Origin of the sequence: Kutzneria sp. NPDC052558 (genome assembly GCF_044547355.1) — a bacterium.
Classification (GTDB): Bacteria; Actinomycetota; Actinomycetes; order Mycobacteriales; family Pseudonocardiaceae; genus Kutzneria.
The window spans coordinates 108,843-132,872 of sequence record NZ_JBIUAG010000013.1 but is presented as its reverse complement, the minus strand read 5'-3'; the positions used below and the strand labels follow the sequence as shown (position 1 = coordinate 132,872).

Annotated in this window: 24 protein-coding genes; 18 read left to right on the top strand and 6 right to left on the bottom strand. The window is 70.1% G+C overall.

What is annotated here, in order from left to right:
• The 3 genes from ACIG5F_RS23980 to ACIG5F_RS23970 form a co-directional block, all read right to left on the bottom strand.
• On the bottom strand, nt 1–708 hold the full coding sequence (locus ACIG5F_RS23980) for an FAD-dependent monooxygenase (RefSeq protein ID WP_396520922.1): 708 nt from the start codon (nt 706–708) through the stop codon (nt 1–3).
• Between the two features lie 47 nt (nt 709–755).
• On the bottom strand, nt 756–866 hold the full coding sequence (locus ACIG5F_RS23975; protein WP_396520920.1) for an FAD-dependent oxidoreductase: 111 nt from the start codon (nt 864–866) through the stop codon (nt 756–758).
• Nucleotides 867–1,053: 187 nt separating this feature from the next.
• Nucleotides 1,054–2,592 carry an alpha/beta hydrolase gene (locus ACIG5F_RS23970; RefSeq protein WP_396520918.1) on the bottom strand — a complete coding sequence of 513 codons (1,539 nt, stop codon included), beginning with the start codon at nt 2,590–2,592 and terminating at the stop codon, nt 1,054–1,056.
• A 133-nt stretch (nt 2,593–2,725) separates the two neighbouring features.
• On the opposite strand from ACIG5F_RS23970, the gene ACIG5F_RS23965 reads away from it, so the two are divergent.
• Nucleotides 2,726–3,136, top strand: a complete 411-nt coding sequence (locus tag ACIG5F_RS23965) for a hypothetical protein (RefSeq protein WP_396520916.1) — start codon at nt 2,726–2,728, stop codon at nt 3,134–3,136.
• A 16-nt stretch (nt 3,137–3,152) separates the two neighbouring features.
• Complete coding sequence (locus ACIG5F_RS23960) at nt 3,153–3,491, top strand: hypothetical protein (protein ID WP_396520914.1); 339 nt, start codon at nt 3,153–3,155, stop codon at nt 3,489–3,491.
• Between the two features lie 49 nt (nt 3,492–3,540).
• Here ACIG5F_RS23960 and ACIG5F_RS23955 read toward each other — a convergent pair whose 3' ends face one another.
• On the bottom strand, nt 3,541–4,947 hold the full coding sequence (locus ACIG5F_RS23955) for an LCP family protein (RefSeq protein WP_396520912.1): 1,407 nt from the start codon (nt 4,945–4,947) through the stop codon (nt 3,541–3,543).
• On the opposite strand from ACIG5F_RS23955, the gene ACIG5F_RS23950 reads away from it, so the two are divergent.
• The 6 genes from ACIG5F_RS23950 (at nt 4,940) to ACIG5F_RS23925 (ending at nt 12,680) form a co-directional block, all read left to right on the top strand.
• The gene (locus tag ACIG5F_RS23950) at nt 4,940–5,080 is read left to right on the top strand and encodes a hypothetical protein (protein WP_396520910.1); all 141 of its coding nucleotides are present in this window, start codon (nt 4,940–4,942) and stop codon (nt 5,078–5,080) included. The two genes, ACIG5F_RS23955 and ACIG5F_RS23950, sit on opposite strands and share 8 nt — an antisense overlap.
• A gap of 584 nt (nt 5,081–5,664) precedes the next feature.
• Nucleotides 5,665–8,118, top strand: coding sequence for a LamG-like jellyroll fold domain-containing protein (locus ACIG5F_RS23945; RefSeq protein ID WP_396520909.1), 2,454 nt, complete (start codon nt 5,665–5,667; stop codon nt 8,116–8,118).
• An 83-nt stretch (nt 8,119–8,201) separates the two neighbouring features.
• Nucleotides 8,202–9,260 carry an ABC transporter substrate-binding protein gene (locus tag ACIG5F_RS23940; RefSeq protein ID WP_396520907.1) on the top strand — a complete coding sequence of 353 codons (1,059 nt, stop codon included), beginning with the start codon at nt 8,202–8,204 and terminating at the stop codon, nt 9,258–9,260.
• Nucleotides 9,261–9,332: 72 nt separating this feature from the next.
• Complete coding sequence (locus ACIG5F_RS23935) at nt 9,333–10,826, top strand: sugar ABC transporter ATP-binding protein (protein ID WP_396520905.1); 1,494 nt, start codon at nt 9,333–9,335, stop codon at nt 10,824–10,826.
• Nucleotides 10,816–11,760 (top strand): ABC transporter permease, encoded by a 945-nt coding sequence (locus ACIG5F_RS23930; RefSeq protein ID WP_396520903.1) that lies wholly within the window; start codon nt 10,816–10,818, stop codon nt 11,758–11,760. The genes ACIG5F_RS23935 and ACIG5F_RS23930 overlap by 11 nt, the downstream gene beginning before the upstream one ends.
• Nucleotides 11,757–12,680 carry an ABC transporter permease gene (locus ACIG5F_RS23925; protein ID WP_396520901.1) on the top strand — a complete coding sequence of 308 codons (924 nt, stop codon included), beginning with the start codon at nt 11,757–11,759 and terminating at the stop codon, nt 12,678–12,680. The genes ACIG5F_RS23930 and ACIG5F_RS23925 overlap by 4 nt, the downstream gene beginning before the upstream one ends.
• 15 nt (nt 12,681–12,695) lie before the next feature.
• On the opposite strand, the gene ACIG5F_RS23920 is transcribed toward ACIG5F_RS23925, so the two are convergent.
• A complete protein-coding gene (locus ACIG5F_RS23920) occupies nt 12,696–12,962 on the bottom strand; it encodes a hypothetical protein (protein WP_396520899.1) in 267 nt (88 codons plus the stop codon).
• Nucleotides 12,963–13,261: 299 nt separating this feature from the next.
• Between ACIG5F_RS23920 and ACIG5F_RS23915 the strand changes: the two genes are divergently transcribed.
• From ACIG5F_RS23915 to ACIG5F_RS23895, 5 genes are read left to right on the top strand one after another with little or no spacing between them, the layout of a single operon-like run.
• On the top strand, nt 13,262–14,482 hold the full coding sequence (locus tag ACIG5F_RS23915) for an ABC transporter substrate-binding protein (RefSeq protein WP_396521205.1): 1,221 nt from the start codon (nt 13,262–13,264) through the stop codon (nt 14,480–14,482).
• Nucleotides 14,479–15,366, top strand: a complete 888-nt coding sequence (locus ACIG5F_RS23910) for a carbohydrate ABC transporter permease (protein WP_396520897.1) — start codon at nt 14,479–14,481, stop codon at nt 15,364–15,366. Before ACIG5F_RS23915 ends, ACIG5F_RS23910 begins: the two co-directional genes overlap by 4 nt.
• Nucleotides 15,367–15,368: 2 nt before the next feature.
• Nucleotides 15,369–16,220, top strand: coding sequence for a carbohydrate ABC transporter permease (locus ACIG5F_RS23905; RefSeq protein WP_396520895.1), 852 nt, complete (start codon nt 15,369–15,371; stop codon nt 16,218–16,220).
• 49 nt (nt 16,221–16,269) lie between these two features.
• On the top strand, nt 16,270–18,039 hold the full coding sequence (locus ACIG5F_RS23900) for a fatty acyl-AMP ligase (RefSeq protein WP_396520893.1): 1,770 nt from the start codon (nt 16,270–16,272) through the stop codon (nt 18,037–18,039).
• Nucleotides 18,040–18,075: 36 nt separating this feature from the next.
• The gene (locus ACIG5F_RS23895; RefSeq protein ID WP_396520891.1) at nt 18,076–18,882 is read left to right on the top strand and encodes an SAM-dependent methyltransferase; all 807 of its coding nucleotides are present in this window, start codon (nt 18,076–18,078) and stop codon (nt 18,880–18,882) included.
• A 56-nt stretch (nt 18,883–18,938) separates the two neighbouring features.
• On the opposite strand, the gene ACIG5F_RS23890 is transcribed toward ACIG5F_RS23895, so the two are convergent.
• Nucleotides 18,939–19,487: an RNA polymerase sigma factor gene (locus tag ACIG5F_RS23890; RefSeq protein ID WP_396520889.1), complete on the bottom strand. Its 549-nt coding sequence runs from the start codon at nt 19,485–19,487 to the stop codon at nt 18,939–18,941.
• Between the two features lie 390 nt (nt 19,488–19,877).
• On the opposite strand from ACIG5F_RS23890, the gene ACIG5F_RS23885 reads away from it, so the two are divergent.
• From ACIG5F_RS23885 to ACIG5F_RS23865, 5 genes are read left to right on the top strand one after another with little or no spacing between them, the layout of a single operon-like run.
• On the top strand, nt 19,878–20,552 hold the full coding sequence (locus ACIG5F_RS23885) for a response regulator (protein WP_396520887.1): 675 nt from the start codon (nt 19,878–19,880) through the stop codon (nt 20,550–20,552).
• The gene (locus ACIG5F_RS23880; RefSeq protein ID WP_396520885.1) at nt 20,549–21,994 is read left to right on the top strand and encodes an ATP-binding protein; all 1,446 of its coding nucleotides are present in this window, start codon (nt 20,549–20,551) and stop codon (nt 21,992–21,994) included. Before ACIG5F_RS23885 ends, ACIG5F_RS23880 begins: the two co-directional genes overlap by 4 nt.
• Nucleotides 21,991–22,563, top strand: a complete 573-nt coding sequence (locus ACIG5F_RS23875) for a hypothetical protein (protein WP_396520883.1) — start codon at nt 21,991–21,993, stop codon at nt 22,561–22,563. Before ACIG5F_RS23880 ends, ACIG5F_RS23875 begins: the two co-directional genes overlap by 4 nt.
• Before the next feature lie 10 nt (nt 22,564–22,573).
• Complete coding sequence (locus ACIG5F_RS23870; protein WP_396520881.1) at nt 22,574–23,191, top strand: TetR/AcrR family transcriptional regulator; 618 nt, start codon at nt 22,574–22,576, stop codon at nt 23,189–23,191.
• 33 nt (nt 23,192–23,224) lie between these two features.
• Nucleotides 23,225–23,875 (top strand): heme oxygenase (biliverdin-producing), encoded by a 651-nt coding sequence (locus ACIG5F_RS23865; RefSeq protein WP_396520879.1) that lies wholly within the window; start codon nt 23,225–23,227, stop codon nt 23,873–23,875.
• Nucleotides 23,876–24,030: the final 155 nt, after the last annotated feature.

The following is a 24,030-nucleotide window of genomic DNA, read 5'->3' as shown; positions in this document are numbered from 1 at the left end:
CTAGCGGCCCAGCAGGGCCGCCAGCGCCTCGCGCAGAACCGACGACGGCTCATCCGGGGCCTCGACCGTCCGCCAGGCCACCACGCCGTCCGGGCGGACCAGGCTCGCCCCCGAGGCGCCGATTCCGTACCGGGCAAGGAACTCCTCGCCCTCGACGGTGTGGACCCGCACCCCGGCGGCGCAGTCCGACCAGAATTCACCGTCCCGACCCGACAACAACACGAAGCCGTCACCGAACAGGTCCACGGTGGACAGTCGCCCCGGCAACCACACGTGCGGCGCGCGGAAACCCGGGCGGCCGGACGGATCGCGCGGGTCCTCGGCGTCGGCCGGATCCTCGTCGTCGATCACAACCGCGCGGGAGCGGTAACGGAACCCGAGCGTGAGCTCGATCGCCCGCTGCTGCTCGGTCCTGGTGTCCTCGGTGTCCGCGCCCGGCCCCCGGCTGGCCGCCAGCCGCTGCGCCTCGGCCACCACCCGATCGGCGATCGGCCGCCGCTCGGCGTCATAGCTGTCCAATAGGCCCGGCCCGGCCGTGCCGTCCAGCACCAGGGCCAGCTTCCACGCCAGGTCGTAGGCGTCGCCGATCGCCGTGTTGCCGCCGAATCCACCGCTGGGCGGGGTCACCTTGGCCGCGTCACCGGCCAGCAGCACCCGCCCGACCCGGAACCGGTCCGCCACCAGCGCCGCCATCTCCCACGGCCGCACCGCCCGGATCTCGGGCCGGAGACCGGGCCGCTCGGTGATCAGCCGGATCAGCTCCGCTCCACCAGCAGCACGTCCACACCCCGCCGGGCCAGGAACGCCGCGCTGGCCAACCCGGCCAACCCCGCCCCGACAACCAGCACCGACCCCCGTGCCCCCATGGCCACCGCCCCCAATCACCCGGGCGGCAACTTAGCCACAGAGATACTCGACGGTCAAGCCATTACCAGCTACGTGAGTGGCTCATTTCGCCCCCAGAGCCACCTAAGCCACTCACGTGAAAACTCACGGTGCCACGTGAGTGGCTCAGGTGGCGTTCCAGGCGAAGTAAGCCACTCACGTGGAAAATCAGCGGCGGGGTAGGGCGCGGGCGAGCGGGTCGGGCAGGGAGCGGGAGGCCGCCGTGGGGTCAGGGAGGCTGTGGCCGGCGCAGGTGACGTCGGCCGGCGGCACGGCTCCGGTGAGCAGGTAGGCGGTGACGGGCTGGTCGACGCAGGTGTTGTGCACCCAGGGCGTGTTGTAGACGCCGTGCGAGCCGCCGCCCTGCTCGATGATCATCCGGGAGCTGGGCAGGAGCTGGTGGGTGCGCAGCGCGCCCTGGTACGGGGTGGCGGCGTCGAGGGTGCCCTGGACCATCAGGATCGGCGGCAGGCCGGCGCCGGTGATGCGCGGGGCGGACAGCGGCTGGGGCAGCGGCCAGAAGGCGCACGGCAGGTTCATCCAGGCGTTGGCCCAGGTCTCGATGGGGGCCTGCCGGGCCACCTCGGTGTTGTCGTGGTTCCACACCGACCAGCTGCGCGGCCACCGGGCGTCGTTGCACTCGACGGCGTTGTAGACGGCGTTGCTGTTCTCGCCGGCGGCGGTGGCCGGGTCGTTGTCCTGGGTGTACGAGACGAGCGCGGCGGCGTCGCCCTTGGCCGCGTAGTCGCTCAGCGCCCGGGCGTTGCCGACCCAGTTGATGTCGTAGTACGCGGAGTTGACGACGACGGCGTCGAGCTCGGCCGGTCCGACCGGGCCGGCCGCCTTGGCCGCCAGCGATGAACGGGCCTTGAGGTAGTTGGCGTATACGGCGTCGTGACCGGTCCCGAGATGGAACACGCTGTCGTGTCGGCCGATCCAGTCGAACCAGATGTCGCTGCGCACCTGGAAGGCGCGGTCCTGGTCGAGGTTGGCCTGGTACCACACCGACGACGGATCGGCGTTGATGTTGCTGTCCAACACCATCCGGCGCACCCGCTGCGGGAACAGCTGCCCGTACACGGTGCCCAGGTAGGTCCCGTAGGACACGCCGAAGTAGCTGACCTGGCTCTCGCCCAGCGCCTCGCGGACGGAGTCGATGTCCCGCGCGGTGTTCAGGGTGTTGATGTAGGGCAGTTCGGCCCGGGAGCGAGCGGCGCAACCGTCCGCATAGGACTTGGCCCGCTTGATGAACGGGACCTTGTCGGCCTCGGACGCGGGGTTGGGGTCGGCCGCCGGGGTGGCGAAGAAGGACGGGTCGACGCAGCTGATCGGACTGCTCTTGCCGACACCGCGGGGGTCGAAGCCGATGAAGTCGTAGGCGGCGCGCACGCTGGCCGGCACCGCGCCGGCGGCGAACAGGCCGCTGCCGCCGGGACCGCCGGGGTTGAACAGGATCACGCCCTGCCGGGTTCCGGTGGCCTTGAACCGGGAGACGGCGATGGTGATCTTGGCGCCGGCCGGCCGCGCGTAGTCCAGGGGCACACTGACCGTGCCGCACTCGTAGCGCGGCTGCCCCTCGCAGACGTGGGTGAACACCTTGTCGGACGCGGCGGGCCGCGGCACGGAGGTCGGTGTCCCGGCCGCTGCCGGCGCGGCGCCGGCGACCAGGGCAACAACGGCACAGACGCCCGCCAGGGTCGATTTCACAGTGAGGTCCCCTCGCTTTCTCGCGACCGACGGGGCAGTCCACCGCGAACCCGGGCCGCCGCCCCAGCGCGACGAGCCGCGCGTTACGAAAGCGTTATCCCCGATCGGGTCATTTTCGTGTTGGCATGCACTCATGCTGGTGCTCCGCTGCTCGCCGACCAATCCGCGCGTGTTGTCCGTGATCGTCCTGATGGGACTGTTGTCGCTGGCCACGCTGATCGCCGGAATCACCTCGATCGGCACGCTCGACCTCGTGCAGATCATCGTGTGGCTGCTGATCGTGGCGGTGTTCGCGCTGATCCCGGCGGCCTACCTGCGGCGCACCCGGCTGGAGCTGGACGACCGGCAGCTGCGGGTGCACGTGCTGATCGGCCCGTCCAGCAAGGTGGACCGGGAGCGGATCCGGGCGATCACCATGGCCCGCCGGGGCACGCACTTCGTGCTCGACGCCGACGGCCGCCGGCTGACCGCCTTCCGCGACCTGTGGTCCTACCGGCAGCTGGAGTCGCTGCGCGAGCAGCTTCACGCGGATCTGGTCGAGTGACTGGGACAATCGAGCCGTGACCGACGACGGGCTCGGCTGGTACGGGGTGCGCTGCGTGTTCCGCTGGAACCACCACGGCAACCAGCCGTATGAGGAGCGGATCACCTTGTGGCGCGCGGCATCGGCCGCCCAGGCGATCGAGCTCGCCGGCCGCGAGGCCCGTGACTACGCCCGCGACAACGGCGTCGAGCACCTGCGCTTCGCCCAGGCCTACGCCCTGTCGGAGGACCGGATCACCCAGGGCACCGAGGTGTTCTCCCTGTTACGGGACAGCGACCTCAAGCCCGAGCCCTACCTCGACGCCTTCTTCGACACCGGCCAGGAACACCAGTCCGGTTCCCAACCGATGTCATGAAGGGCCCCTTCCTGACGTTGAACGTCAGGAAGGGGCCCTTCATGACATCTCAGTTGATGCAGGTGACGCCGTCGGCGGTGATGGTGTCGCCGGCCGGGGCCGAGGTGGTGGGGGCGGCGGTGGTGGGGGCGAGGGCGTAGGCGGCGGGGCCGGTGAAGCCCTGGGCGCCGGGGCCGTTGTAGGCGGTGGACACGAAGATCCGCACGTGGCCGGCGGGGACGGAGTTGTCCTCTTCCGTGTCGTAGCCGCCGCCGAGCGCCGCGGAGACCTTCTGCGCGTTGGCTGCGCCGCCGCTGGGGTAGCGGATGACCGACTGGGAGCGCTTGGTCGCGACGTCGGTGTCGCCCTCGATGAAGCCCTTGGCCACCAGCGCGGCCATCACGCTGCCGGCCAGGCCGGACTTGCCGTTGGCGTTGCGGACCTCGACGGTGATGCCGGCGGGGGTGGACGAGGAGCCGCCCGACGGCGCGGTGGTGCTGGGGGTGATCCCGGTCAGCTGCTGCACGAACGCCTTGACCTGCGAGGGAATCACCTCCACGGCCTGGCCGTCGTTGGGCGTGGGCAAGTCGGGGCGGCCGGTGGGAATGGTCTGGAAGTGCAGCCCGCCGCCGGTCATGCCCTTGAGCTGGCCGGCGAAGCCCAGCAGGTCCCAGCCCTGGTCGAGCACGACGGCGTTCTTGATGGCGCCGATCAGGCTGCTGAGCTTGCCCGGGTTGGTCAGGGTGCCGCCGGACAGCACGTTGCTGGCCAGGCCGGCCATGAACACCTGCTGCCGGCGGATGCGGTCCAGGTCGCCGTTGGGCAGCTCGTGGCGCTGCCGCACGAACTTCAGCGCGTTCACGCCGGAGATGGTCTGCTCGCCGGCCGGGAAGTCGGCCCCGGACAGCTTGTCCTTGGTGGCCTGCTTGAGGCACACCTTGACGCCGCCGATGGCCTGGGTGATCTCGCTGAAGCCGAACAGGTTGATCTCGGCGTAGTGGTCGATGCTGGCCCCGGTGAGCTGCTCGATGGTGGTGATCAGCTCCTCCCGGCCGGCCGACTGGGACTGCTGGACGATCTGCTTGGCGTCGCCGGCGCCCTGCTTGCGCAGCTCGGCGGCCTTGTCGTTCATGGCCCGGGCGTAGGCCGAGTTGATCTTGTGTTTGCCGTAGCCGCCGGGGATGTCGACGTAGGAGTCGCGCGGGATGGACAGCAGCGCCGCCGGCTTGCTGGTGTCATTGGGGATGTGCACCAGGATCAGCGTGTCGGTGTTCAGCTCGCCGTCGTCCGGGCCGGCGTTGAGCTGGGCCAGCAGCTTCGGGTCCAGCGGGTTGCCGTGCGCGTCGGTCCGGCTGTCCAGGCCGACCAGCAGCACGTCGACCGCGCCGTCGGCCGGCTTCTCGGCCTTGATCACGTTGTCTGTGGTCAGGCCGTCGGTGAGGCTGGTGAGGGTCGTCCAGGCGTAGCCGGTGAGCACTAACACGACGGTCGAGGTCAGCGCGAGCGCCGTCATGCCGGCCCGCTTGGCCACGGTGGCGCGGCTGAACGCCGGCTTGCCGGCGGGCGGCTTCTCGGCGGCGGACTTGGCCGCCGGCCCCGGCTTCGACTGAACCGCCTTGGTTTGTGACGGCTTCGGCAGGGCCGGGTCCGACTGAGCCGATGCGGACTGGGCCGATGCGGATTGGGCGGCCTTCGGCCGACTTGTTCCGGGTTGGGCCGGACGCTGCTGAGCAGGCCTCGGCACCGGCTGCGGACCCGAGGGTCCCTGCGGCGGACCGGACGGCGGACCGGACGGACGGGGGCCCTGGCCGCGCGGCGGCGGTTGCTGCCCGGGCGCGCGCGGCGGCTGCTGCCGGGGGCCGGCGGGGCCGGGCTGGCGGGGCGGCTGCGGTCGCCCGCCCTGGGGTCCTGGGCGTCGGGCCGGCTGGTTGTCGAAGTTGCCGTCCACGGGGCGTCCACCTCCCGGCGATCGTCAGGGCTCACCCCTGGCCGCACTACTCAGGATTTTGTCGATGCCGGCGCTCCCCCAGCCAGCCATGTCCGGCCGTACGGTAACCCAGTTCGCCCACCGGACCGGACACCAGGGGGCACGAACGGCGGTTGATGACCTAGCGTGCCGGCCCTAGCATCCTGCGTGACGACGGCTGGTCCCACCCGGGAACGCGCACCCAGCACCCGCGTCTAAGGAGTGCCGATGCGCAGATTCGCAAGTGTGTTCGCCGTCGTGCTGGCCGCTTTGTCGGTCTTCACGCTGCCGGCCGCGGCCGCCCCGGACAACGGCTGGCAGCGCAAGGCCCCGCCGTTGGCGACACCGTGGACCGACCAGGTCGGACCGGACAACGCCCTGCCCGAGTACCCCCGCCCGCAGCTGGTCCGCCGGGACTGGCTGAGCCTGAACGGGGTCTGGCAGTTCGGCGTCACGGCCCCGGCCGGACATTCGCTGCCCGAGCGGATTCTCGTGCCGTACCCGGTGGAATCCGCCCTGTCCGGGATCATGCGACACGAAAGCACCATGTGGTACCGCCGCACCTTCACCGTGCCGCAGGACTGGCGCGGCCAGCGTGTGGTGCTCAACTTCGGCGCCGTCGACTACCAGGCCACGGTGTGGGTCAACGGCCGTGAGCTGACCACGCACCAGGGCGGCTACGACGCGTTCAGCGTGGACGTGACCGACGCGCTGACCCGGCACGGCGACCAGGAGCTGGTGGTCGGCGTGCAGGATCCGACCGAGGACGGCGGCCAGCCGATCGGCAAGCAGCGGGCCAACCCGGTCAACAGCATCGTGTACACGCCGACGTCCGGCATCTGGCAGTCGGTGTGGCTGGAGCCGGTCCCGACGACGCATGTGACCGCCCTGGACTCCGTGCCCGACCTGGCCACCAATTCGCTGAAGCTGACCGTGCACACCACCGGCAAGCCGGGCCAGAGCGTCGAGGTCGTGGCCAGTGATCACGGTCGCGTGGTGGCGCGCACGACCGGCGCCGCCGACACCCAGCTGTCCGTGCCGATCCCGCATCCGCACCTGTGGAGCCCGGACGACCCGTTCCTCTACGACCTGTCGGTGCGGGTGGCCGGCGGCGACAAGGTGACCAGCTACTTCGGCATGCGGTCGATCTCCGTCGGCAAGGGTCCCGACGGCAGGTTGCGCACGCTGCTCAACGGCCAGTTCACCTTCAGCCTCGGCACCCTGGACCAGGGCTTCTGGCCGGACGGGATCTACACCGCCCCAACGGATTCCGCGCTGCGCTACGACCTGGCCGAGCAGAAGGCCCTTGGCTTCAACACGGTTCGCAAGCACATCAAGGTGGAGCCGGACCGCTGGTACTACTGGGCCGACCGGCTGGGCCTGATGGTGTGGCAGGACATGCCGTCGATGAACGTGGACTTCAGCCCGAACTCGCCCAGCACGCCGCGGCCGACCCCGGCGGCCGAGCAGCAGTTCATGACCGAGCTGCACAGTATGGTCACTCAGCACGTCAGCCACCCGTCGATCGTGGAGTGGGTGCCGTTCAACGAGGGCTGGGGCGAGTTCTCCCCGGCCGCGGTCACCGACCAGGTCAAGGCCTGGGACCCGAGCCGGCTGGTGAACAACAACAGCGGCCTGAACTGCTGCTACTCCTTCGACGGCGGCAACGGCGACGTCTACGACAACCACACCTACGTCGGCCCCGGCACCCCGGTGCCCAGCGACACCCGGGCCGCGGTGGACGGCGAGTTCGGCGGCCTGGGGCTCATCGTCGCCGGCCACGAGTGGCAGCCCGGCAAGGGCGGCAGCTACGAGATGGAGCCGGACAAGGCCACGCTGACCAGTCGTTACGTGCAGATCCTCAACCAGGTCAAGGACTGCGAGGTGAAGTGCGGCCTGTCGGCGGCGATCTACACCCAGGCCACCGACGTGGAGAACGAGGTCAACGGCCTGCTCACCTACGACCGCAAGGTGGTCAAGGCGGACGCGGCCCAGGTCCGGGCGGTGAACCTGGCGGTGATCGCCGCCTCCGGGCAGGCCGAGCACCCGACGCCGCCACCGCCGGGCACGCCCGGGCTGACCGGGGTCGGGGCCTGGGAGCTGGACGACGTCACCGACGACAGCTCCGGCCACGGGCACTCGGTCGCGCTCCAGAACGGTCCGATGTGGACGGACGGCCACGTCGGTCAGGCGCTGCAGTTCAACGGGGTCAACCAATGGGCCGACAGTCGAGCGTCCATTCTGGACACCACGACCGACTACTCGGTGGCCGCGTGGGTCCGGCTGGACCACACCGGGCGGTTCGCCACCGCGGTCAGCCAGGACCGCTCCGACGGCGTGAGCGAGTTCTTCCTCCAGTACTCGGCCGCCGACAACCGGCTGGCCTTCAGCACGCCGACCACCCGGGCGCTGGGGCCGGCGCCGCAGCCGGGCGTCTGGTACCACATGGTCGGCGAGTACGACTCGGTGACGTCGCAGGTCAGGCTGTACGTGAACGGGCAGCTGGCCGGCACGTCCACCTACTGCCCCGGTCACGCGGCGACCGGCCATACGGTCATCGGACGGGCCCTCTACAACGGCGCGCAGGTGGATTTCTGGGCTGGCGCGCTGGATCAGGTGCATGTCTATGATCGCGCTCTCACGGCGGCCGAGATCGATCAGCTGTACCGGTCGGACACCTGATCGGACAAACCTTGCGTGACCGCTTGACAGCGAAACGAAGTATTCCGTTAGTTTGGTCCGAAGCGGGTAGGAGGGTGATGACGATGAAGTCTTCCCTTGGGGCGGCCGCAGCGGTGGTCGCGCTGCTGGTGGTCACCGGGTGCGCCAACCCGGAGAGCAGCGGCGGCGGATCCACGCCGTCCAGTGGCGGCGGCCAGCAGACCGCGTCCAACGCGTCCGGGCCCACCTGCACACTCGACGCCTACGGCGCCGCCAAGGTGGACTTCAGCAAGGCGATCGTCGGCTTCTCGCAGTCCGAGGCCGAGGCCAACCCGTTCCGCATCACCGAGACCCAGTCGATCACCGACGAGGCCCAGAAGCTGGGCGTGCAGCTGCTCAAGCGCAACGCCAACTCCAACCTGAGCCAGCAGATCTCCGACATCCAGGGTCTGCTGGCCCAGGGGGCGAACCTGCTCATCGTGGCCCCGCTGAACTCCGAGGGCCTCGAACCGGCGCTGCAGGCGGCCAGAGACAAGAAGGTCCCGGTCGTGACCATCGACCGCAAGCTGTCCTCGGCCACCGCCTGCAAGGACTACCTCACGTTCATCGGCTCGGACTTCGTGACCCAGGGCAAGCGGGCCGCGACCCAGCTGGTGAAGGCCACGGGCGGCAGCGCCAAGGTGGCCATCCTGCTCGGCTCCACCGGCAACAACGTGACCACCGACCGCACCAGCGGCTTCACCGACTACCTCAAGGCCAACGCCCCGAACGTGCAGGTCGTCGCCCAGCAGACCGGCGACTTCACCCGGGAGAAGGGCCAGTCGGTGACCGAGCAGCTGTTGCAGGCCCACCCGGAGATCACCGCGATCTACGCCGAGAACGACGAGATGGCGCTGGGCGCGGTCACCGCGATCAGCGGCGCCGGCAAGAAGCCCGGCGCCGACATCAAGGTGTTCTCGGTGGACGGCACCCGCAACGTGGTGCAGGGCATCGTCGCCGGCCAGATCAACGGCGACGTCGAGTCCAACCCGCGGTTCGGCCCGCTGGCTCTCGGCGCCCTCAAGGACTTCATGGACGGCAAGGCCGTGCCGCAGACGATCACCATCCAGGACCAGGAGTACGACAGCTCCAACGCCGCCGCTCAGGTCAACAACGCCTACTGAGCCACGACGCACGGCTCGACCGGCAGTGCGCGCCGGTCGAGCCGTGTTTCCTTTCTCCATCGGGAGGTCTGGTTGCTGCAAGCGGTCGGCGTGAACAAGCACTTCGCCGGCGTGCAGGCGCTGCGGGAGGTGGACTTCGAGCTGCGCGCGGGTCAGGTGCACACGCTGGTCGGCGAGAACGGCGCCGGCAAGTCCACCCTGATCAAGGTGCTGACCGGCGTGTACCAGCCCGACGGCGGCCGGCTGCTGCTGGACGGCGAGCCGGTGTCGTTCGGCCGTCCGCTGGACGCGCAGGCGGCCGGCATCAGCACGGTGTACCAGGAGGTCAACCTGGTGCCGTCGATGTCGGTGGCGCAGAACCTGTTCCTGGGCGACGAGCCCCGCAACCGCCTGCGGCTCATCGACTTCCCGAGGATGCAGGCCCAGGCCCGGGAACTGCTGGGCGAACTGGGCATCACCGTGGACCCGCGTCGGCAGCTGCGCACGCTCGGGCTGGGCGTGCAGCAGATGATCGCGGTGGCCCGGTCGGTGCGGGCCAGGGCCAAGGTCGTGATCATGGACGAGCCCAGCTCCTCGCTGGAACCCCGTGAGGTGGAAACGCTTTTCGAGGTGATCCGCCGGCTGCACGAGCGGGACGTGGCCGTCCTCTACGTCAGCCACCGGCTGGAGGAGCTGTACCAGATCTGCGACACGGTCACCGTGCTGCGCGACGGCCAGGTCGTCCACAGTGGACCGTTGGCCGAGATCGGCCGGCTGGAGCTGGTGGCGACCATGCTGGGCCGCACCCTGTCCAGCGAGAGCGACCGCACCGCGTTCGTCGGCGAACACGACAGCGCCGCGCAGACCGTGTTGCGGGGCAAGGGTTTGCGCCGCCGCACGGTGCTGGAGGGCGTGGACCTGACCGTGCACCCGGGCGAGGTCGTCGGCCTCGGCGGCCTGCTGGGCTCCGGCCGCACCGAGACGATGAAGGCGCTGGTCGGCCTGCAACCGCTGGACGAGGGCGAGATCGAGGTGGCCGGCAAGCGGATCCGCGCCGGCTCGACCCCGGCCGCCATCCGCGCCGGCCTGGTGCTGGTGCCGGAGGACCGCAAGGCCGAGGGCATCATCCCCAACCTGTCCGTGCGGGAGAACATCGTGCTGGCCGCGCTGCCCCGGCTCTCGGTCGCCGGCGTGGTCTCCAAACGGAAACAGCGCGAGATCGTGGACACCTTCATGCGCCGGCTGCGGATCAAGGCGGCCGGCCCGGAGCAGAAGGTGAGCGAGCTGTCCGGCGGCAACCAGCAGAAGGTGATGCTGGCCCGATGGCTGGCCATGAGCCCCAAGGTGCTGCTGCTGGACGAGCCGACGCGCGGCATCGACGTCGGGGCCAAGGCCGAGGTGCAGGCGCTGGTGGACGAGCTGGCGTCGCAGGGCCTGGGCATCGTGATGGTGTCCAGCGACCTGGAGGAGCTGGTGGAGGGCGCGGACCGGGTGGTGGTGCTGCGGGAGGGGGCGTCGGTGGCCGAGCTGACCGGCGACCAGGTGACCGTGGACGGCGTGATGGCGGTGATCGCCGATGAGCAGTAGCACTCTGTTGCGGCGCACCGCGATCCGGGACTACGGCGTCTATCTCGCCCTGCTGGTGCTGATCGTCGTCAACGTCGTGATCACGCCGAACTTCCTGACCACCGACAACCTCCGCACCCAGCTGGTGCAGGTGGTGCCGGTGCTGGTGGTGGCGCTGGGCATGGCGCTGGTGATCGGCACCGAGGGCATCGACCTGTCGGTCGGCTCGGTGATGGCCATCGCCGCCGCGCTGCTGCCGCTCTATCTCGGCTACGGCGTGGTGGCGTCGATCCTGGTCTGCCTGCTGGCCGGCGCGCTGGCCGGGCTGCTGAGCGGCTCACTGGTCACATTCGCCGGCGTGCAACCGATCGTCGCCACACTGGCGCTGCTGGTCGGCGGCCGAGGGCTGGCCCTGGTGATCGCCGACGGGCAGCTGAAGCAGCTCTACAACCCCGATCTGCTGGCCCTGGGCACGTCCTCGGTGCTCGGCATCCCACTGACCGTGCTGGTCGCGCTGGTGCTGGTGATCGTGGTGGCGCTGCTGGTGGAGCGCACGACCTTCGGCCGGCAGCTGGTGGCGGTGGGCGGCAACCGCCGGGCCGCCGAGTTCGCCGGCCTGCCGGTGAAGCGCACGCTGCTCACGGTCTACGTGCTGTCCGGGGTGTTCGCGGCGATCGCCGGCGTGCTGGCCAGCGCTCGGCTCACCGCCAGCGACCCGTCCAGCCTCGGCCTGCTGATCGAGCTGTCGGCGATCACCGCGGTGGTGGTCGGCGGCACGCCGCTGACCGGCGGCCGGGTCCGGGTGATCGGCACCGTGGCCGGCGCGCTGCTGATGCAGCTGATCGCGGCCACCCTGATCAAGCACGACGTGCCGGCCTCGGTGACGCAGATGCTGGAGGCGGCCCTGATCGCCGCCGCGGTCCTCCTGCAACGGGAGAGGAGGACCGGGAAGTGATCGCCCGGATCCAACGCCAGGGCGCGCTGGTCGTCCTGATCGTGCTGCTGGTCGCCGGCGGCCTGATGTTCCGCACCTTCCTGACCGCCTACACCCTGGGCAACCTGGCCGTGCAGGCCAGCTTCCTGGCGATGATCGCGCTCGGCATGACGATGGTGATCATCAGCGGCGGCATCGACCTGTCCGTCGGCTCGGTGTACGCGCTGGCCGGCGTGCTCGCGGCGTACGGATCGACGAAGTGGGGGGTGGCCGGCGCGCTGATCCTGCCGCTGGTGGCCAGCGGGCTGATCGGGCTGGTGCAGGGCACGCTGATCGCGCGCTGGCGGATGGCGCCGTTCATCGTGACCCTGTGCGGGCAGCTGTTCGCCCGCGGCCTGCTCCAGCTGATCACCAGCGAGGGCTCGACCACCTATCTGGTGCCGGCCGGCTCGGCCTTCCGGTTGCTGGGCGATGGCACCGTGCTGGTGGTGATCGCGGTGCTGGCCTATCTGGTCGGAGGCGTTGTGCTGCAACGCACACCGTTCGGCATGCGGCTGTTCGCGGTGGGCGGCAACGAGGACGCGGCCTCGCTGATGGGCCTGCCGGTGGCCCGCACCAAGATCAGCGTCTACGTGCTGTCCGGTCTGCTGGCCGGTTTCGCCGGGGTGATGTCGGCCGCGCAGCTGGGCTCCGGCGTCACCGTGATCGGCATCGGGCTGGAGCTGAACGCGATCGCCGCGGTGGTGATCGGCGGCACCATGTTGACCGGCGGCAGCGGCGCGGTCAGCGGCACGCTGGCCGGCGTGGCCCTGCTGTTCGTGATCCAGGAGCTGATCAACCAGGTCGGCCGGTTCAACTCGAACATGCAGGCCGTGGTCAGCGGCGCGGTGCTGGTGGTCGTCGTGGTGATCCAGACCCTGCTGTCGAGGGCCCGGAAATAAGAGCCTGTGTCGGATTCAGCCGCGCAGCAGCATCAGCTCGATCGGGTCGACCCGATCGAAGTTGGCGCTCGCGGAGCGGCCCAGCTCGTCGGCCAGCCCCTGCTCGCCGCGGCCGGCGGCGCGCAGCGCCTCGGCCGCCAGGGCCAGGCCGTTGAGCAGCTCGATGCGGCTCTCGGCGGTGCCCTCGTCCTCGGGTCCAAAGGAATTCAACGCTGTCGCTTCGAGCAGCAGGTCCACCACGCGATCGGCCGCCTCGGCCGCTTCGTGGAAGGTGGTCGCCATCACATGACTCCCTCAGAAATGACCGGAGCCCCGCACGGGGGTGAGCGGGGCTCCGGCACGAGGCCCGCCGCTCAGGGGGGAGGGAGCGGCGGGGGTCTTGGTGCGACCTCCACGATACGGCCGTTCGGCCGTCATGGGCCAAAACATGCAGTAAATCACTGTGCCCACGACGCGATCCGTGCCCACATGCAGGGAACAGGTGCGGACTCCCGGTCCGCGTGATGGGGTAGTCACGCACAGTGTGCCGACGGAAGGGGTGTGGCGTGAACAACGCGTACAGCCGGCGGGGATTCCTCGGGATGGCGGGCAGCGTGACGGCGGCCGGTCTGCTCGCGGCCTGCGGCTCCAACACCGGACGCAGCAGCAGTGGCGGCGGCGACACGATCGAGCAGTGGTACCACGCCTACGGCGAAGCCGGCGTGCAGCAGGCGGTCGAGCGCTACGCCAAGGCGTACGACAAGGCGACCGTGCACGTGCAGTGGAACCCGGGCGACTACGACTCCAAGATCGCCAGCGCGCTGGCGGCCAGCAACGGGCCGGACGTGTTCGAGTCCACCCTGCGGGTGGACATGGTGCGCAGCAAGCAGATCGTGTCGCTGGACGACCTGCTCGGCGACGCCCGCAGCGACTTCACCGAGTCGGTGCTGGCCAGCCACACCGTGGACGGGCAGGTCTACGGCATTCCCCAGTCGGTGGACATGCAGATGCTGTTCTACCGCAAGAGCCTGCTCCAGAAGGCCGGCGTGCAGCCGCCGAGCAGCGTGGACGAGCTGATCGACGCCGCCCGGAAGCTGACCACCACCAAGGTGAAGGGCCTGTTCCTGGGCAACGACGGCGGCGTCGGCGTGCTGGCCGGGCCGCTGCTGTGGTCGGCCGGACTGGACTACCTGACCCCCGACCACAAGGTCGGCTTCGACGACCCGCTGGCCGCCGAGTCGGCGGGCAAGCTGCGGCAGCTGTTCACCAGCAACAGCTTGCTGCTCGGCGCGCCGGCCGACTGGTCGGACCCGTCGGCCTTCATCCAGGGCCTGACCGCCATGCAGTGGACCGGTTTGTGGACGGTGCCGGCGGTGCAGAAGGCGCTGGGCGACGACTTCGGCGTGCTGCCGTGGCCGGCGCTGAACGGGGCCGGCAAGGCCTCGGTGCCGTTCGGGGCGTATGGCTCGATGGTCAACGCCAAGAGCAAGAAGATCGACGCGGCCAAGGCCTACGTGCAGTGGCTGTGGGTCGAGCGCGGCGACTACCAGCAGGACTTCGACCTCAGCTACGGCTTCCACATCCCGGCCCGCAAGAGCCTGGCCGCCAAGGCCGACAAGCTGAAGTCCGGCCCGGCCGCCGATGCCGTGCGCTTCGTGCAGGACCTCGGCAAGCCGCAGAACCCGCCGCCGTGGACGGCCAAGATGCAGCTGGCGATGAGCGACGCCCTGAACAAGATCGTGCGCAGCGGCGGGGACGCCACGGCCGAGTTGAAGACCGCGTCGACGTCGGTGCAGACCGAGCTGAAGCGACTGTACGGATGAGCAGGGTTGGGGCGTTCTGGCTGTTCGTGGGCCCGTTCCTGCTCGGGTTGCTGATCTTCAACTACATCCCGATCGGCTGGAGCGCCTACCTCAGCTTCTTCGACGCGCAGGGCACGGTCACCCCGGACACCTTCGTCGGCTTCCAGAACTACGCCGACATGCTGTCCGGGCCGTTCGCCCAGAGCCTGCTGACCTTCAGCGTGTTCGCGGTGTTCATCGTGCCGCTGACCTTCGCGCTGGCGCTGGGGCTGGCCGTCGCGGTGAACCGGATCCGGTTCGCCCGCGCGTTCTTCCGCTCGGTGTTCTTCCTGCCCACCGCGTGCTCGTACGTGGTGGCGGCCATGGTGTGGAAGCTGTCGCTGTTCAGCGGGGTCCGGTTCGGACTGGCCAACACCGTGCTGGACTGGTTCGGCCGGGACCCGGTGGCCTGGCTGTCCAATCCGGACCCGCCCTGGTACTGGGTGGTGCTGGTGACCGCCCGGCTGTGGTTGCAGGTCGGCTTCTACATGATCCTGTTCATCGCCGGCCTGCAACGGATTCCGGACTCGCTCTACGAGGCGGCGTACGTGGACGGGGCCAAGCCGGGCTGGCAGGTCTTCCGGCACATCACCTTCCCGCAGCTGCGGCCGACCTCGATCGCGGTGCTGCTGCTCAGCCTGATCGCCGCCTACCAGGCGTTCGACGAGTTCTACAACCTGCTCGGCACCGCCCGCGGCTATCCCGACTTCGGCCGGCCGCCGCTGGTCTACCTGTACTACCTGGCCCTCGGGCAGACCCAGGACTACGGGCACGGCAGCGCCGGCGCGCTGATCCTGGCGCTGCTGATCGCCCTGGTGACCTTGGTGCAGGGCCGGCTGCTCGGCCTCGGACGACGGGAGGCGTGAGGATGGACAACCGACCCGTCGGCCTGCGTCCTGGCGTTATCGGCACGACGCTGCGCTACGCCGCGCTGACCGTGGCGGCGCTGGTGTTCCTGCTGCCGTTCTACCTGATCGTCCGAAATGGACTGTCCACAGAGGCCGAGATCACCTCGCCCGAGTGGTCGCTGTTCCCGAGCTCGCTGCACTGGGAGAACATCACCGAGCTGTTCACCGACCCGAGCGTGCCGATGGCCCACGCGCTGTGGAACTCGTTGGTGATCGCCGTGGCGCAGACCGCCGGCCAGCTGCTGCTGGGCTCGCTGTGCGGCTACGGGCTGGCCCGCATTCCGTTCAAGCATGCGAACAAGGTCTTCTACGTGATCGTGGCCACGCTGATGGTGCCGGCGGCGGTCACGTTCGTGCCCAGCTTCGTGCTGGTGTCCTCCCTGGGCTGGGTCAGCTCGCTGCGGGGCCTGGTGATCCCCGGCCTGTTCGCCGGCTTCACCGCGTTCATGTTCCGGCAGTACTTCCTGTCGTTCCCGCGCGAACTGGAGGAGGCGGCGCGGATCGACGGCCTCGGACACTGGGGCACGTTCTGGCGGATCGTGGCGCCCAACTCGGGCGGCTTCTTCGCGGCGGTCGCGGTGATTCAGTTCATCGGCAGCTGGAACTCCTTCCTTTGGCCGCTGGTGATCGGCCAGGACGAGGACGCGTGGACCGTCCAAGTGGCCATGTCCACGTTCCTCACCGCACAGAACGTCAACATCCATGAGCTTTTCGTGGCCGCCGCCGTCGCGATCCTGCCGCTGGTGCTGGTTTTTGTGATCTTGCAGCGGTTCCTGGTTCGTGGCGTTGCCGAGACCGGAATCAAAGGCTGACGTGGCAGAGTAGGAACCGGCGGCGTCAGCGCGAAAGCCGGTGAGCACCATGACGATGAGGATCGACTCCCCCGAGACGGTGGCGGCCGCCTTCGACCGGGTCCGCCGCGAGCACCCGGAGCAGCCGATCGTCAGCTACGTCAAGGACGACGGCAGCGACGACGTGACGTTGACGGCGGGGCAACTGGGCGACCAGGCCGACCGGGTGGTGGCCGAACTGGACGCCCGCGGTCTCCAGGCCGGCGACCGGGCGCTGCTGGTCTACCTGCCCTCGCCCGACTTCGCGATCGCCCTGTTGGGTTGCCTGGCCGCCGGCGTGGTGCCGGTGCCGGTGGCGCCGCCCAACCCGTTCACCATGCGGCACGACCTGGAGGCTTTCGGCGCGGTCGCCAGCAGTTCCCGTGCGCGGGTGGTGCTCACCCACGGCGCGTACGACCGGATCCGCACGACCGTCGGCACCGGGCAGCTGTGGCCGTCGGTGCCGTGGTACCGCACCGACCGGGACAGACCCGACGCCGGCCGCGTCGACTCGTGGCCGCAACCGTCCACACTGGACGAACCGGCGCTGCTCACCTACACATCGGGCTCCACCGGCTCGCCGCGCGGAGTCCTGGTCTCCCACCGCAACCTGCATTCCGAGCTGGCCCAGAACCTGGTCGACACCGATCTGCGCGGGCCGGACACCCGGGCCGTGTCGTGGCTGCCGCATTTCCACGACCAAGGCCTGATCTCCATGACGCTGGGCGCGCTGGTCGGCAACGGGCACGTGTACATGATGTCCCCCACGGCTTTCCTGCACCGGCCGACGGTCTGGTTCGACGTGCTGTCGCGGGTCGGGGCCACCCACACCGCCGCCCCGAACTTCGCCTATGACCTGATCGTGCGCAAGACCACCGAGCAGCAGCGGGCGGCCTGGGACCTGTCGCGGCTGCGGGTGGCGATGTGCGCGGCCGAGCCGATCCGAGCGTCCACTGTGGACGCCTTCGTGAAGGCCTTCGCCGTGTCCGGCTTCCAGCCGCAGGCGTTCTACCCGGCGTACGGGCTGGCCGAGCACAGCGGCAGCGTCGCCATGGGCGGCCGGCACATGCTGTGCGTGGACCGCGACGCCCTGGATTCCAACCGGGTGGTGCCGGTGGCCGAGGGCACGGTGGCCCGCAGCACCCGCTACGCCGCCTCCGGTCCCGTCACCAAGCCCGACACCACGCTGCTGATCGTCGATCCGGAGACCCGGCTGCCGTGCGAGCCGAACCGGGTCGGCGAGATCTGGGTGGACGGGCCCAGCAAGGCCCTGGGCTACTACGGGCTGCCCGAGGAGACCCGGACGGTCTTCGACGCCGAACTGGCCGACGGCCGCGCGAACCGGTTCCTGCGCACCGGCGACCTCGGCTTCCTGCACGGCGGCGAGCTGTTCGTCACCGGGCGGCTCAAGGACCTGATCATCGTGCACGGGCTGAACCACTACCCCCAGGACATCGAGGACAGCGTGCGCGGCTGCCACGCGGCGGTCCGGGCCGGCGGCGTGGCCGCGTTCGCGGTGAGCACCGGCGAGCACGAGCCCACCGGCGAACGCCTGGTGCTGTTCGTCGAGCTGCGGCAGCGGCGGCCGGGCGAGGGCGTGGTCGACGAGGTCGCGCGGGCCGTGCGGCGGGCCGTCTACTCCGACCACCGGCTGGCCGTGCACACCGTGGTGCTGGGCCTGACCGGCCTGGTGCGCAAGACCACCAGCGGCAAGGTGCGCCGGCAGGCGTGCCGCGAGGCCTACGTTTCGGGGCTCGTGCACGGCGAGCCGACCACCATCGCCGTCTCCACTCTGCATTAGTGTCACTCGGTCAGGTGAGCATCGGGAGGCGGGCAGATGGAGCGGCCGACATGGGCGCCCGGCGAGGTCGACCTGGAACGGCCCAGCGCCGCCCGGGTCTACGACTACTACCTCGGCGGGTACCACAACCTCGCCGTGGACCGTGAGTTCGCCGAGCAGGCCATGCAGGCCATGCCCGAGCTGCCGCTGATCATGCGGACCAACCGGGCCTTCCTGCGGCGATCGGTGCGCTACCTGGTCGGCCGGGGGATCCGACAGTTCCTCGACCTCGGCTCCGGCATCCCCACCGTCGGCAACGTGCACGAGATCGCGCAGGCCGCCGCGCCCGAGTGCCGGGTCGTGTACGTGGACAAGGACCCCGTCGCCGTCGCCCACAGCCAGGTCATGCTGGAGGGCAACCAGAACGCGTCCGTGCTGCTGGCCGACATGCGCGACCACGAGTCCGTGCTGGCCTCCGACGCCGTCACCGGCCTGCTGGACCTGTCGCAGCCGGTGGCCGTGCTGATGTTCGCCGTGCTGCACTTCGTCGACGACGACTCGCACGTGGAACAGACCGTGCGCGGCTATCTCGGGGCCGTGGCCTCCGGGAGCTATCTCGTCGTGTCCCACGGCACCCATGAGCACGTCGGGGAGCGGGGCAAGCAGGTGGAACGGCTCTACACCCGCGCCGACAACCCCCTCCATCCGCGCAACCGCGCGCAGGTCGCCGGGCTGGCCGAGGGGCTGGAGCTGGTCGAGCCCGGGGTGGTCTACCTGCCGTCCTGGCACCCGGACTCGCCGGAAGAAGTCGAGGACCACCCGGAGCGGTCCAGCACCTACGCCTTGGTGGCGTTCAAACCCTGAGGCCCGGTTCGCGCCCGAGCGATCCGCAACCGGCCCCTCTTCTCTCTCCCACCCGGTCAGGCGGACTGGCGGTAGTGGGCGGGGCGGTGATCGGCCATCAGGCGCTCCAGCTTGTCCAGGGCGCGGCTGGCGGTCGACTTCACGGCGCCCTGGGAGATGCTGGTGGCGCGGGCGATCTCGGCCTCGGTCATGCCGCCGTAGTAGCGCAGCACCAGCACCTCGCGCTGGCGCGGGGCCAGCTGGGCCAGCGCGTCCATCACGGCCTGCTGGTCGGTGGTGAGCAGGGCCAGCGACTCGGCCGAGCGGGCCGGCGCCTCGTGCGGCGGCACGTAGTCGCGGGCGCGCTTGCGGCGGCGGAGCATCGAGCGGCTGCCGTTGACGACCGCGGCCGACAGGTAGGCGGCCGCGGCGGACTCGTCGCGCAGGCCGCCCCAGTTGCGGTGCAGGGCCGCGAACGCGTCCTGGACGACGTCCTCGGCGCTGGCCATGTCGTCGACGAGCTTGCGGGCCAGCCCGAGCAGGCGGACGCGGTGCTGCCGGTAGAGGTCTTCCAGCGTCAGCGGCTTGGGAGTGGTGGGAACGGACCTGAGCTGCGTTTGCTGCATGGCCCAAACGATGTCCGAGAGATTTCCGCATCCCATGCTGACTGTGTCACAGACGTGTCACAGAGGCTAAGGACAAGATCACAGAAATCCGATGGAACCTCCGTGCACCATGGTTATCACCGCAGGTGAGGACCGATCGGCCGACGTATCCGAGCAGTCCTCGGCGTGATGCGCACCGTGTCGTCGAACGTTTTTCGGCGGTCGGCGTACATTCGGTCGACGGAGGTGAGGCCGATGAGCCCAACGACAGGCCGCGACTCGTTGACGCGGGCGGTGATTCGGCGGGCACGTCACCTGCGCGTCCTGGACACGTCATGGTTTCGCTACAAGAGCCCGCGGCCGGGCCGGACGACCGGCATCGGGTCGTCCGTGACCGAATAATCTTCGACCGTGTCCAGGGTGCTGCTGATAGAGGACGACCGCGCGGTGCGCGAGGGCCTGCAACTGGCGCTGCGCCGGCAGGGCCACACCATTCAGGCCGCCGAGTCGGGCGAGGAGGGCCTCACCCGGCTGCGGGCCGACGTGCCCGACATCGTCGTGCTCGACCTGATGCTGCCGGGCATCGACGGCTTCGAGGTGTGTCGCCGGATCCGGGCCAGCGGCGACATCCCGATCATCATGCTGACCGCGCGCAGCGACGACTTCGACATCGTGGGCGGCCTGGAGGCCGGGGCCGACGACTACGTGGTCAAGCCGGTGCAGCCGCGGGTGCTGGACGCCCGCATCCGGGCGGTGCTGCGGCGCACCGGGGCCGAGCGCTCGGAGCAGGAGAAGCACGGAAAACTGGTCATCGACCGCGCGGCGCTGGTGATCAGCAAGGACGGCGTGCCGATCAGCCTCACCCCGACCGAGCTGCGGCTGCTGCTGGAGCTGTCCGGCACGCCGGGCCGGGTGCTCAGCCGCCAGCAGCTGCTGGAAGCGGTCTGGGAGCACGACTACCTGGGCGACTCCCGCCTGGTCGACGCGTGCGTGCAGCGGCTGCGGTCCAAGATCGAGGACAATCCGGCCGACCCGCTCTACGTGCAGACCGTGCGCGGCTTCGGCTACCGGTTCGGCCCGGTATGAGCCGGCTGCGGCGGTTCATGGGGGTGGCGTGGGGCCTGCGACCACGCCTGGTCGTGTCGTTCGTGCTGATCGCGGCGATCAGCGCGGCCGCCGCGTCCGGCGCGATCTACGTGGCCGCGCGGCGCACGATCGAGACCGACGCCACCAACGCGATCGTGCTGCCGATGATCGACCGGGTCAAGAACTTCTCGCACCTGCGGATGCCGCCCAGCCAGGACACGCTGGACTCCATCGCGGCGGCCGCCGGCGGCAACTCGATCGCGGTCTACCAGAACATGCGTTCCCAGCACAGCTATCTCGACATGTCGGCCATCACGCCGGACATGCGGGCGGAGATGCGCACCGGCAACTCGGTCGTCTGGCAGCGCGTCGAGTACCAGGGCCGGCCGTACATGATCATCGGCATCCCCACCCTGGCCTGGCAGACCGACACCACCTGGCAGGCCTCGGGTCTCGAGGTCTACGCCATGGTCAACATGTCCGACCAGCAGGACGCGGTCGAGGAGCTGGCCACCAGCGCCTGGCTGTACGGCGCGCTGGCGGCGCTGTTCGCGCTGATCGTGGCCCTGCTGGCGGCCCGGGGCGTGCTGCGGCCGGTTCGCCAGCTCGGGCTGACCGCCCGCCAGCTGGGCCAGGGCGACCTGTCGGCCCGGCTCAACGTCCGCGGCAACGACGAGATGGCCGAGCTGGCCCGGACCTTCAACAACACCGCCGCCGCCCTGGAGCACTACGTGGGCGAGCTGCGCCGGATGGAGTCCGACGCGCGGCGCTTTGTCGCCGATGTCTCGCACGAGCTGCGCACGCCGCTGGCCGCGATGACCGCCGTCACCGATGTGCTCGACGAGGAGGCGCCGCAGCTCGGCGACGACGCCGGCCAGGCCGCCCGGCTGGTCAGCCAGGAGACCCGCAAGCTCACCCGGCTGGTCGAGGACCTGATGGAGGTGTCCCGGTTCGACGCCGGCGCGGCCAAGCTGGCGCTGGACGACATCGACCTGGCCGGCGCGATCGCCGCGACGCTGCGGGCCAGGGGTTGGCTGGGCAAGGTCGACGCCGAGCTGCCGCCCGGGGTCGTCGCCCGGCTCGACCCGCGCCGCCTGGACGTGATCGTGGCCAACCTGGTCGGCAACGCCCTCAAGCACGGCGCGCCGCCGGTGGGCCTGCGGCTGTGGGCCGACCACAACTGGGTCGAGGTGCGGGTCATGGACAACGGCCCCGGCCTGGCCCCCGAGGTGCTGCCGCACGTGTTCGACCGGTTCTACAAGGCCGAGTACGCCCGCACCCGGTCCGAGGGCAGCGGCCTGGGCCTGGCCATCGCTTGGGAGAACGCGCGCCTGCACCGCGCCGGTGCGCTCCATGGCAGCCTGGAGGCGGCCAACCGTCCGGAAGGAGGCGCGGTGTTCATCCTCCGCCTGCCCCGGGTCGCCGGCGAGGATCCGGCATGACCGGGCGCAACGGTCTGTTCGGCCTGCTGTCGATGCTGGTGGTCGGGGCGGTCGTCGGGGCCATGGTGGTGTCCTGCGGCATCCGGCCGAGCACGGTCATCCACGGCCAGGGGGCGCCGCGTGGCACCGTGAACAGCCTGATCGTGTACCTGATCGACCACGGCACGCTGCGCGCGGTGAACCGGCCCCTGCCCTCGACGGCGACGCCGACGCTGCCCAAGGACGGGACCGGGACCTATTACTTCCGCCCCTATCCCTACGCCCAGGACTCGCTCGACGCCCTGCTGGCCGGCCCGACCGGCACCGAGGCCGCCGGCGGCCTGACCAGCGAGCTCCCGTCCGGGATGGTGGCCTCCATGTCGTCGGACGCCGAGGCCAGCGTCTTCCGCGTCTTCGTCAAGACGAGCGACGCGAGAGGGCTCAGCGAGCACGCCGTGGACCAGATCGTCTGCACCGTGGCGGCCGCGTTCACCAGCACCGACTTCCAGAGCAGCACCGGCATCCAGGTCCAGGTGCTCGACGAGCTCAACCCCAAGCGGCAGCCGCGGCGCTGCCCGCTGACCCCGTAATCTGGAGGGCGTGCCGAAGATCACCGGCAGGTCGTTGGGCGAACACCGGGAGCGAACCCGGGAGCGGATCTTCACGGCGCTGTCGACACTGATGTACCAGCGCGGCTTCGACGCCATCTCGCTGGCCGACATCGCGGCGGCCGCCGAGGTGGGCCGCACCGCGATGTACAACTACTTCCCGGACAAGGAATCGCTGCTGCTGGCCTACGCCGAGCACGTCACCGAGCAGTACATGGCCGAGCTGGTCACGGCCCTGGCCGGGGTGCGGGACCCGGTGGACGGGCTGGCCACCTACGTGCGCAGCCAGCTGCGCCACGTGGCCCGCAACCACCTGCCGCCCGGCACCGCGCTGCGGTCGCTGATGTCCGAGCAGAGCTACCGGCACATGGTCGAGCACGTCGGCGCGCTGGAGCTGATCCTGCGCGGCATCCTGGTGTCCGGGATGCGGGAGGGGCTGCTGCCCGAGGACGACGTGGAGACGCTGGTCGGGCTGGTCACCGCCTGCATCAGCGGCCGGACCGTGGCCGAGCTGTCCGGGGCCGAGCTGGACCATGCCGTGGAGTCGACCGTCCGCTTCGTGCTACGCGGCGTGGGCGCTTTTTATGACGACCTGTCGTCACAATCTTGACGACAGCGTGTCGGTAACAGCAGACTCGGGGACGTGACCTTCTCCGCGACTCTCCGTGCCGGCACGATGGCCGACCACCAGGTCGCCAACGGCGCCGAATTCGTGCGTGTCCTGTTCGACGGGCGGCTCAGCCTGGCCGGCTTCGCCGCGCTCGTGGCCCAGCACTACTACATCTACAAGGTGCTGGAGGAGGCCTCCGACGCCATGGCCGACGACCCCGTCGCCGGCCCGTTCGCCAGTCCCGAGCTGCGCCGGCTGCCGGCGCTGGAACACGACCTGGCTCACCTGTACGGACCCGAGTGGGCCTCGATCATCGAGCCCGGGCCGGCCACCGTGGCCTACACCGACCGTCTGCGCGAGGTCGCCTTCACCTGGCCCGGCGGCTTCGTCGCGCACCACTACACCCGCTACCTCGGCGACATCTCCGGCGGCCAGGCCGTCGGCAAGATGACCGAGCGTCAGCACGGCATCGTCGACCACGCCGGCACCCGCTTCTACGTGTTCGACCAGATCCCCGACCGCAAGGCCTTCAAGGCCCGCTACCACGATCTGCTCAACACCGCCCCCTGGGACGAGGCCGAACGCGAGCGGGTGATCGAGGAGTCCCGGATCGCCTACCGCCACAACTCGGCGGTCTTCGGCGACCTAGAACGCCACCTCCCCCATTACCTCATCGCCTCCTAACCGTCAACCCCAGCTGCCAGGAAGGGGCCCTTCCTCTCGTCGGATGAGAGGAAGGGCCCCTTCCTGACAGCCACCCCGAGCCCCGCCCCTGGTGGGCTGACGCTTGGAAGGGGGCTTTCCTCCACTCCAAGTGAAGGAAAGCCCCCTTCCAAGCG